Origin of the sequence: Pseudomonas sp. PB120 (assembly GCF_009761815.1) — a bacterium.
In the GTDB taxonomy this organism is placed as follows: Bacteria; Pseudomonadota; Gammaproteobacteria; order Pseudomonadales; family Pseudomonadaceae; genus Aquipseudomonas.
Genome location: NZ_RWIN01000155.1, coordinates 1 through 9,974, shown reverse-complemented (window position 1 = coordinate 9,974; position 9,974 = coordinate 1). Strand labels below are relative to the sequence as shown.

At 61.2% G+C, this 9,974-nt stretch carries 8 protein-coding genes; 2 read left to right on the top strand and 6 right to left on the bottom strand.

Annotated elements, in window-relative coordinates; genetic code table 11:
• Positions 1 to 178: 178 nt before the first annotated feature.
• Positions 179 to 1,561, bottom strand: a complete 1,383-nt coding sequence (gene cysS, locus EJA72_RS28200) for a cysteine--tRNA ligase (protein ID WP_178129620.1) — start codon at positions 1,559 to 1,561, stop codon at positions 179 to 181.
• 15 nt (positions 1,562 to 1,576) lie between these two features.
• On the bottom strand, positions 1,577 to 3,277 hold the full coding sequence (locus tag EJA72_RS28195; RefSeq protein ID WP_157715145.1) for a glutamine--tRNA ligase/YqeY domain fusion protein: 1,701 nt from the start codon (positions 3,275 to 3,277) through the stop codon (positions 1,577 to 1,579).
• A gap of 251 nt (positions 3,278 to 3,528) precedes the next feature.
• Here EJA72_RS28195 and EJA72_RS28190 point away from each other — a divergent pair, with 251 nt between their 5' ends.
• Both EJA72_RS28190 and lpxH read left to right on the top strand, forming a co-directional pair.
• On the top strand, positions 3,529 to 4,032 hold the full coding sequence (locus EJA72_RS28190) for a peptidylprolyl isomerase (protein ID WP_157715144.1): 504 nt from the start codon (positions 3,529 to 3,531) through the stop codon (positions 4,030 to 4,032).
• The gene (gene lpxH, locus EJA72_RS28185; RefSeq protein WP_178129619.1) at positions 4,029 to 4,781 is read left to right on the top strand and encodes a UDP-2,3-diacylglucosamine diphosphatase; all 753 of its coding nucleotides are present in this window, start codon (positions 4,029 to 4,031) and stop codon (positions 4,779 to 4,781) included. The genes EJA72_RS28190 and lpxH overlap by 4 nt, the downstream gene beginning before the upstream one ends.
• Positions 4,782 to 4,901: 120 nt before the next feature.
• On the opposite strand, the gene EJA72_RS28180 is transcribed toward lpxH, so the two are convergent.
• The 4 genes from EJA72_RS28180 to EJA72_RS28165 form a co-directional block, all read right to left on the bottom strand.
• Entirely contained in the window at positions 4,902 to 6,431 is a 1,530-nt protein-coding gene (locus EJA72_RS28180; protein WP_157715142.1) for a DHA2 family efflux MFS transporter permease subunit, read from the bottom strand.
• A gap of 189 nt (positions 6,432 to 6,620) precedes the next feature.
• Complete coding sequence (locus EJA72_RS28175) at positions 6,621 to 7,826, bottom strand: efflux RND transporter periplasmic adaptor subunit (RefSeq protein ID WP_157715141.1); 1,206 nt, start codon at positions 7,824 to 7,826, stop codon at positions 6,621 to 6,623.
• Between the two features lie 15 nt (positions 7,827 to 7,841).
• Positions 7,842 to 9,311 carry an efflux transporter outer membrane subunit gene (locus tag EJA72_RS28170; RefSeq protein ID WP_157715140.1) on the bottom strand — a complete coding sequence of 490 codons (1,470 nt, stop codon included), beginning with the start codon at positions 9,309 to 9,311 and terminating at the stop codon, positions 7,842 to 7,844.
• The gene (locus EJA72_RS28165; RefSeq protein WP_157715139.1) at positions 9,308 to 9,781 is read right to left on the bottom strand and encodes a MarR family winged helix-turn-helix transcriptional regulator; all 474 of its coding nucleotides are present in this window, start codon (positions 9,779 to 9,781) and stop codon (positions 9,308 to 9,310) included. The genes EJA72_RS28170 and EJA72_RS28165 overlap by 4 nt, the downstream gene beginning before the upstream one ends.
• Between the last annotated feature and the right edge of the window lie 193 nt (positions 9,782 to 9,974).

The window sequence follows — 9,974 nt, the reverse complement described above, 5'->3', positions numbered from 1 at the left end:
TCGCGGGCAAGCCCGCTCCCACAGGGTTTTGTGCCGTTCGCAAAATCCGGACTCTCCCCAATCACTGTGGGAGCGGGCTTGCCCGCGAAGACGTCAGCCCAGCCACCGCTGAATTCAATCCCTGCGCAAAAACAAAAACCCGCACAAGGCGGGTTTTTGTTTGTAGCCAATAAAGCAATCAGTCAGCCAGACGCCAGGTCGTACCGCCCTTGCCGTCTTCCAGCACCACGCCCATGGCGGTGAGCTGGTCGCGGATTCGGTCGGATTCGGCCCAGTCTTTACCGGCACGTGCCGCCAGGCGCGCAGCGATCAGCGCATCGACTTCAGCCGCATCGACCCGCCCTTCGGCGCCGGCCTGCAGGAAGTCATCGGCTTCGAGCTGCAACACACCCAGCACGCTCGCCAGTTCTTTCAAGCGCGCCGCCAGGCCGGCCGCCGCATCAAGATCGCTCTCACGCAGACGGTTGATCTCACGCACCATCTCGAACAGCACCGCGCAGGCTTCCGGCGTGCCGAAGTCGTCGTTCATCACCTGGGTGAAACGCTCGACAAAGGCTTCGCCACCGGCCGGCGCCACGTTCGGCAGGCCTTTCAACGCGTGGTAGAAACGCTCGAGTGCGCCCTTGGCGTCCTTGAGGTTGTCTTCCGAATAGTTGATCGCGCTGCGGTAGTGGCTCGACACCAGCAGGTAACGCACGACTTCCGGGTGGTACTTTTCCAGCACATCGCGAATGGTGAAGAAGTTGTTCAAGGACTTGGACATCTTCTCGCCATTGATGCGAATCATGCCGCAATGCATCCACGCGTTGGCGTAGGTCTTGCCGGTGGCCGCTTCGCTCTGGGCGATTTCGTTTTCGTGGTGCGGGAACTCAAGGTCGCTGCCGCCACCATGAATGTCGAAGGTCTCGCCGAGGCAGCAGGTCGACATCACCGAGCATTCGATGTGCCAGCCCGGACGCCCGTCGCCCCACGGTGAAGGCCAGCTCGGCTCGCCCGGCTTGGCGCCTTTCCACAGCACGAAGTCCAGCGGGTCCTGTTTCGACTCGTCGACTTCGATCCGCGCACCGATGCGCAGGTCTTCGATTTTCTTGCGCGACAGCTTGCCGTAGCCCATGAACTTGGCGACGCGGTAATACACGTCGCCATTGCCCGGGGCGTAGGCGTAACCCTTGTCGATCAGGGTCTGGATCATCGCGTGCATGCCGGGGATATGCCCGGTGGCGCGCGGTTCCATGTCCGGCTTCTTGATGTTCAGGCGCGCTTCGTCTTCGTGCATCGCCGCGATCATGCGCTCGGTCAAGGCTTCGAACGATTCGCCGTTCTCGTTGGCCCGATTGATGATTTTGTCGTCAATGTCGGTGATGTTGCGCACGTAGGTCAGGTCGTAGCCGCTGAACCGCAACCAGCGGGTCACGAGGTCGAACGCGACCATGCTGCGGCCGTGGCCGAGGTGGCAGTAGTCGTACACGGTCATCCCGCAGACGTACATGCGCACCTTGTTGCCATCCAGCGGTTTGAAAACTTCTTTGCTCTTGGTGAGCGTGTTGTAGATAGAAAGCACGTCAGTATCCTTGAATCACTGGCCCCACGAATCACGCAAGGTCACGGTACGGTTGAACACCGGATGACCGGGTTTCGAGTCCTTGATATCCGCGCAGAAGTAACCTTCGCGCTCGAACTGGAAACGGTCTTCCGGCTGTGCATTGCCCAGCGAAGGCTCGGCACGACAACCGGTCAGCACTTGCAGCGAATCAGGGTTGATGTTGTCCAGGAAACCGGCGCTGTCTTCAGCCTTTTCCGGGTTTGGCGAACGGAACAGGCGATCATACAGACGCACTTCGCACTCGACGCTGGCCGCGGCCGGCACCCAGTGCACCACGCCTTTGACCTTGCGGCCTTCAGGGTTCTTGCCCAGGGTTTCCGGGTCATACGAGCAACGCAGTTCGACGATGTTGCCGTCGGCGTCCTTGATCGCTTCGTCGGCGCGGATCACGTAGCTGCCACGCAGGCGCACTTCGCCATTCGGCTCCAGGCGCTTGTAGCCCTTCGGCGGCTCTTCCATGAAGTCATCGTGGTCGATGTAGATTTCACGCGCGAACGGCAGCGCACGCACGCCCAGTTCTTCTTTCTGCGGATGACGCGGCAGTTCGAGGTTTTCGACCTGGTCTTCCGGGTAGTTGGTGATCACGACCTTCAACGGACGCAGCACGCACATGGCGCGCGGGGCGTTCTGGTCCAGGTCCTGACGGATGCTGAATTCAAGCATGCCGAAGTCCACCACGCCGTCGGAACGGTTGGTGCCGACCATGTCGCAGAAATTGCGGATCGATGCAGGCGTGTAGCCACGGCGGCGGAAGCCCGACAGCGTGGACATGCGCGGGTCGTCCCAGCCATTGACGTGTTTTTCATCGACCAGCTGCTTGAGCTTGCGCTTGCTGGTGATGGTGTAGTTCAGGTTCAGGCGGCTGAACTCGTACTGGCGTGGTTGCGCCGGGACCGGCAGGTGCTCGAGGAACCACTCGTACAGCGGACGGTGGCTTTCGAACTCCAGGGTGCAGATCGAGTGGGTGATGCCTTCGATGGCGTCCGACTGACCGTGGGTAAAGTCATAGTTCGGGTAGATGCACCATTTGTCGCCGGTCTGGTGGTGATGCGCGTGACGGATGCGGTACATGATCGGGTCGCGCAGGTTCATGTTCGGCGAAGCCATGTCGATCTTGGCCCGCAGCACGCGTGCGCCGTCCGGGAACTCGCCGGCGCGCATGCGGGCGAACCAGTCCAGGTTTTCTTCGACGCTGCGGTCACGGAACGGGCTGTTCTTGCCCGGCTCGGTCAGGCTGCCACGATATTCCTTGGCCTGTTCCGGGCTCAGGTCGTCGACGTAGGCGTTGCCAGACTTGATCAGCTCGACGGCCCAGTCGTGCAACTGGTCGAAGTACTGCGAGGCGTAGCGCACTTCACCGGACCACTCAAAGCCCAGCCATTTGACGTCGCTTTCGATCGCGTCGATGTATTCCTGGTCTTCCTTGGCCGGGTTGGTGTCGTCGAAACGCAGGTGCGTGACGCCGCCAAATTCCTGGGCCAGACCGAAGTTCACACAAATCGACTTGGCGTGACCGATGTGCAGGTAACCGTTGGGTTCAGGCGGGAAACGGGTGACGATCTGCGTGTGCTTACCCGAGTCCAGGTCCGCCTGGATGATCGGGCGCAGGAAATTGACCGGTACGGCAGGTCCGGTCTTGGAATTCGAGGTAGGGTCGACAGTGGGCTTGCTCATAGGATCCTTGGACGTACAAGTGCGCGGCCGGAACGAAAGGCCTGACAAAACAAAGCCGCTATCATAGCCGAAGCTGTCAAGCCGCTGACAGAGCAGGCCCGAAAACGGCTGCATTTAATCGGCTGCAAATGAAAAACAGCCTCGAAATTCACGCCTGTCGCGCTAAACTGCGCTCCTTGGTTGATGCAGACCAGACCGGTTGCGGGCCCAAACGCCCCAAAACCCACGAATTCCCAGAAAGAGTACCGATCATGACCCAAGTCAAACTGACCACCAACCATGGCGACATCGTCCTGGAACTGAACGCTGAAAAGGCACCGCTGACCGTTGCCAACTTCATCGAATACGTCAAAGCCGGTCACTACGAAAACACCGTTTTCCACCGCGTCATCGGTAACTTCATGATCCAGGGCGGCGGTTTCGAGCCCGGCATGAAAGAAAAGAAAGACAAGCGCCCAAGCATCCAGAACGAAGCCGACAACGGCCTGCCGAACGTGAAGTACAGCGTGGCCATGGCGCGCACCATGGAGCCGCATTCGGCTTCCGCCCAGTTCTTCATCAACGTGGCGGACAACAGCTTCCTGAACCACAGCGCCAAGACCACTCAGGGCTGGGGCTACGCGGTATTCGCCAAAGTCGTTGAAGGCACCGACGTTGTCGACAAGATCAAAGGCGTTTCCACCACCATGAAGGCCGGCCATCAGGACGTTCCAGCAGACGACGTGATCATCGAGAAAGCCGAGATCATTGAGTGATATTGCTGATTTCAGACTTGCATCTGGAAGAGGAGCGCCCGGACATTACCCGGGCGTTTCTGGATTTGCTCGCCGGACGCGCCCGCTCGGCGAGTGCGTTGTACATTCTGGGCGACTTTTTCGAAGCGTGGATTGGCGACGACGCCATGACACCCTTTCAGCGTTCCATCTGCCAGGCCCTGCGCGATCTCAGCGACAGCGGCACGGCCATTTTCCTGATGCACGGCAATCGCGATTTCATGCTGGGCCAGGCCTTCTGTAAACAGGCCGGCTGCACCTTGCTGAAAGACCCGAGTGTCGTGCAGTTCAACGGCGAGCCGGTGCTATTGATGCACGGCGACAGCCTCTGCACCCGCGACGAGGCTTATATGAAGCTGCGTCGCTACCTGCGAAACCCGATCACCCTGTTCATCCTGCGGCACCTGCCGTTGCGTACGCGCCATAAACTGGCGCGCAAGCTGCGCAGCGAAAGCCGGGCGCAGACGCGGATGAAGGCCAACGACATTGTCGATGTCACGCCTGAAGAAGTGCCACGGATCATGCAGGCCTACGGCGTGAACACCCTGATTCACGGGCACACTCACCGCCCGGCCATCCACAAGTTGCAGATTGGCGAGCAAGCGGCCAAGCGTATTGTGCTGGGGGATTGGGACCGTCAGGGATGGGCGTTGCAGGTGGATGAGAGCGGGTTTGCGCTGGCGCCTTTCGACTTCGCCCCGCCGCCGCAGCTGGCAGCCCCCACCAACTGATTGCCAACCCCAAACCCCCTTGTAGGAGCGAGCCTGCTCGCGATGGTGTGTCAGTCAACATTTAAGTGACTGACACACCATCGCGAGCATGCTCGCTCCTACAGAGGATCTGAGGTGAATTTAGTGGCCGGACGCTTCCGGCCCGGCCTTCGCCGCAAACGGCGGTTTGGCCAGCCACACGATCAAAATCAACCCCATGAACCCCCACCCCAGCAACGTGAAGTAATCCACGGTGGAGAGCATGTACGCCTGACTGGTCAGCACGTGATCCAACTGGGCATACGCCGGGCTGCCGGCCCCGCCCAGGTTGTGCAAGGCTTCCCGCGTCGCCGGGTCGTATGCGGTGATGCTTTCGCTCAAGTAGGCATGGTGCTGATCTGCCCGGCGGATCCAGATCCAGGTGGTCAGCGATGCCGCGAAGCTACCGCCCAGGGTCCGCAGGAATGTCGCCAGGCCCGCGCCGTCGGCGATCTGGCTCGGTGGCAGGTCCGACATCAGAATGCTCAAGGTCGGCATGAAGAACAGCGCCACACCGATGCCCATGAACAGTTGCACCAGCGCGATGTGCTGGAAGTCCACTTCGTTGGTAAACCCGGCGCGCATGAAGCAACTCAAGCCAATCGCCAGGAACGCGCCGCCCGCCAGCACGCGCAAGTCGAACTTGTGCGCGTACTTGCCGACAAACGGCGACAGGACCACCGGCAGGATGCCGATCGGTGCCACCGCCAGACCGGCCCAGGTCGCGGTGTAGCCCATCTGGGTCTGCAACCATTGCGGCAGGATCAGGTTGATGCCAAAGAACCCCGCGTAACCCAACACCAGCACCAACGTGCCGACACGGAAGTTGCGGTAGGCGAACAGCCGCAGGTTGACCACCGGGTGTTCGTCGGTCATTTCCCAGATGATGAATACCGCCAGCGCAATCACCGAAATCGCCGCGCCGACCAGGATGAAACTGGATTCGAACCAGTCCAGGTCATTGCCTTTGTCGAGAATGACCTGCAACGCGCCCACACCAATGATCAGCGTGATCAAACCGACGTAGTCCATCGGCTGGCGGCTGGTTTCCACCGGGCGCGCCTTGAGTTGCTGGCGCACCACCATCACCGCGAATACGCCGATAGGCACGTTGATGAAGAAGATCCACGGCCAGCTATAACTGTCGGTAATCCAGCCGCCGAGGATCGGCCCGGCAATCGGCGCCACCACCGTGACCATCGCCAGTAACGCCAGGGCCATGCCGCGCCTGGCGGGCGGATAGACCGCGATCAGCAGCGTCTGGGTCATCGGGTACAACGGACCGGCCACCAGCCCCTGCAAGACTCGAAAGCCGATCAGTTCCGGCATCGACGTCGAGATACCGCAGAGAAACGACGCCAGGACGAACAGCACGGTCGCCCACAGAAACAGCTTCACTTCACCGAAGCGCCGGCTGAGCCAGCCGGTCAGCGGCAGCGCAATGGCGTTGCTCACGGCGAAGGACGTGATGACCCAGGTGCCCTGCTCCGAACTCACCCCGAGGTTGCCGGAAATGGTCGGCAACGCCACGTTGGCGATGGTGGTGTCGAGCACTTGCATGAAGGTCGCCAGCGACAGGCCGATGGTGGCGAGCACCAGGCTGGGCGGGGTGAAAGACGCGTTATTGCTCATCGCGAATCCTTTGAAGCCAGAGGGGCGCCGCGCCTGTTACTGACGCGGCTGACCTGGTGGGAGTGAGCTTTTGTGGCGAGGGAGCTTGCTCCCGCTCGGCTGCGAAGCAGTCGTAAGATTTTGGGGCCGCTTCGCGACCCAGCGGGAGCAAGCTCCCTCGCCACAAAGGCTCGCTCCTACGGGGACGAATCAGCGTTGAACGGTTTTGCTGACCGCTGCGCTGTTGTCGTGGATCAACTGGGTGATCATCGCGTCGGCCTCGGCCAACTGACGGTCGTAGACGTTGGTGCTGAACGACGCCTTCTGCGGTGGCTGTTGCGCCAGCACCGGGCCGCTTTGGTCGCGCAGGCTCACATCGACCTGAGTCGACAGCCCCACCCGCAATGGATGTTTTGCAAGCTCCTCGGCGTTGATGTGAATCCGCACCGGCACGCGCTGCACGATCTTGATCCAGTTACCGGTGGCGTTCTGCGCCGGCAACAGGGCAAACGCGCTACCGGTACCGGCGCCGAGGCTGTCGATGGTGCCGTTGAATTTCACGTCACTGCCATACAGGTCGGCCTGAATCTCCACCGGTTGACCGATGCGCATGTCACGCAGCTGGGTTTCCTTGAAGTTGGCGTCGATCCACAGTTGATCCAGCGGAATCACCGCCATCAACGCCGTGCCCGGCTGGACGCGCTGGCCCAATTGCACCGAGCGCTTGGCGACATAACCGGTGACCGGTGCGATCAAGGTGCTGCGCGAGTTGTTCAGGTAGGCCTGACGCAGTTGCGCCGCCGCCGCCATCACGTCCGGGTGCGACGACACCACGGTGTCATCGACCAGGGCGCTGGTGGTTTTCAGTTGCTGCTTGGCGTTGGCCAGGGCGTTTTGCGCCGAGGTCAGGTCGTCGCGAGCGTGGGACAGCTCTTCCTGGGAAATCGCCCCGCCCGCCGCCAGGTTTTTCCGGCGGTTGAAGTTGTCCTGCGCTTTCTGCACTTCAGCCTGCTGGGCGTTGACTTGGGCCTTCATGCCATCGACGTTGCTGTACAAGCCGCGAACCTGGCGCACGGTACGCGCCAGATTGGCCTGGGCACTTTGCAGGCCGACTTCGGCGTCGTTCGGGTCGAAGTTGATCAGCACCTGGCCTTCGTGGACCAGGTCGCCGTCATCGGCGCCGATGCTGACCACGGTGCCAGTGACCAGCGGCGTGATTTCCACCACGTTGCCGTTCACATAGGCATCGTCGGTGCTTTCGTTCCAGCGACCGTAGAACTCGTGATAACCCCAGACGCCGACACCGGCGAGGATCACCACAATGGCCAGCACCACCAGCATGACTTTGCGTTTGCGCGGGTTGCTGGTGTCGGGAGCGTTGTCAGTTGGAGCAGAAGTTGAATCGGCAGTGGCCATGACAGATACCTTGAATTAGTTGTTCAGCTGGGCTGTAGCTGGAGTGGCCGAAGCAATGGTTTCCCCCTGGAAACCGCCACCCAGCGCCTGCATCAGTTGGATCGACAGGTCGATCTGCTCGGCATTCAGGTTGGCCAGCTGACGCTGGGCCTGCAGCAATTGCTGCTCGATGCTGAGCACGTCCAGGTAGTTACCGATGCCGGAACCGTACCGCTGGACCACGGTGTTGTAGGAATCCTGAGCAATGTCAGTCGCATGTTGCTGAGCGCCGATCTGCCGGCCGATATCGCGCAGCTGGTTGATGGTGTCGCTGACATCGCCCAGCGCTTTCACCAGGCTCTTGTTGTACTGCGCCACCGCGAGGTCGTAATCGGCGTCGCGGGAATCGAGGTCGGCGCGCAGGCGGCCACCGTCGAAAATCGGCAACGAGATCGTTGGCGCGACATTGAAGAAACGACTCGCCGAACCGAACATCGCATCGCCCAATAAAGATTCGGCACCGGCCGCGGCGCTAAGGTTCAGGTTGGGATAGAACCGGGTTTTGCCGGCGGCGATGTTTTTGCTCGCCGCCTCGACCCGCCACCGTGCGGCGACCAGGTCCGGACGACGACCGAGTAACTCGGCGGGCAATACCGACGGCAATGCGACGGCGCTGGCCTGGAGGATTTTCGGGCGCGCGATGTCGTTGCCGCGATCCGGGCCTTTGCCGAGCAACACCGCCAAGGCGATTTTCGCGCTTTGCAGGCGTTTTTCAGCGTCGATCAGGCTGGCTTCGGACGTGGCTTCCAGGCTTTCGGTCTGCTGGAACTGGTACTGGCTGTCGATCCCGGAGTTCAAGCGACGCTGGCTCAGGTCGAGCATTTGTCTGGTGCGCTTGAGGTCTTCGTTGGCCAGGTCATAGACGATGTGCGCCTGACCGAGATCGCTGTAAGCGCGGGCGACGTCGGCAGACAAGGTCAATTGCGCGGCTTGCTGATCGACTTCGGCGGCACGGGCCTCGCCCAGTGCGGCTTCCCAGGCGTCACGCTGACCGCCCCAGAGGTCGAAGTTGTAATTGAAGCTGGCGCCGATATTGCGCACGGTGGCGTAGGCATCGCCCTGCCCGCGCGGGTCCTGATCCTTGGCCAGGCGCGAACGGCTGACGCCGGCGCTGGCATCGAGTGTCGGCATGCGCGCCGCATCGGCGGCATACGCGGCGGCACTGGCCTGGTGGGCGCGGGCGTCGGCGATCTGCATGTCGGGGCTGTCGTGCAGGGCTTCGCGGATCAGACCGTCGAGTTGCGGGTCGCCGAGGCTTTTCCACCAGTCGCTTTTCGGCCAGGCCGCGGGCGACAGGGTTACGCCGCTGAGGGATTGCCCGGCCTTGAGGTTTTTCGCATCGAGGCTGACGCCTTCGGTGGTCAGGCCGCTGTAGCTGGCGCAACCGGCCAGGGTCATGGCCGCCAGCACCAGGCTAAGGCCGGTACGCAAGGTTTTGCTGCTCATTGGTCACCTACCCGCAGCAGCGTGATCGAGTCACCGGCTGCTACCAAAATTTTCTTCAGGATCTGTTCCAGGGTTTTCAGCTCTTGCGGGGTGATCGCGCCGGCCAGTTCGTTCATGGCGTCGGCGCCGATGTGCGGCAAACGATCCGCGAGTGTCTGGCCTTCTACCGTCAGCACCAGTTGCACCTGCCGGCGATCCGCCTCGGAGCGTTGGCGGGCGAGGAAACCTTTCTGTTCCAGTCGATCGAGCATGCGTGTCATCGAACCGCTGTCCAGCGACAGGTGCCGGCACAGCTCGGCCGGGGTATCGACGCCGTACTGGGCCATGATGATCAGCACTTTGAACTGCGCGGCGGTAATGCCGTGAGGTTCCATGTGCGTGTCGATAATCCGGTCCTTGAGCAACGCAGCGCGCCCCAATAGGAGGCCGAGATGGCAATTCTTGAAATCGTCTGGGGCGAAATGTTTCATCTGACCACCAATTAGCTGCCTAAGCAGTGAATGTATGACGAGATGTTACTGCCTAGGCAGCGAATGTCAACGTAATAGTTAGGTTGCTTTGTAATTGACGGATAAATGGTGCGCGATTAAGTGTTGTCCACGCTGACGCCATCGCCGGCAAGCCGGTCTCGCTCCCACAGGGATCACAACTGAACCTGTGGGA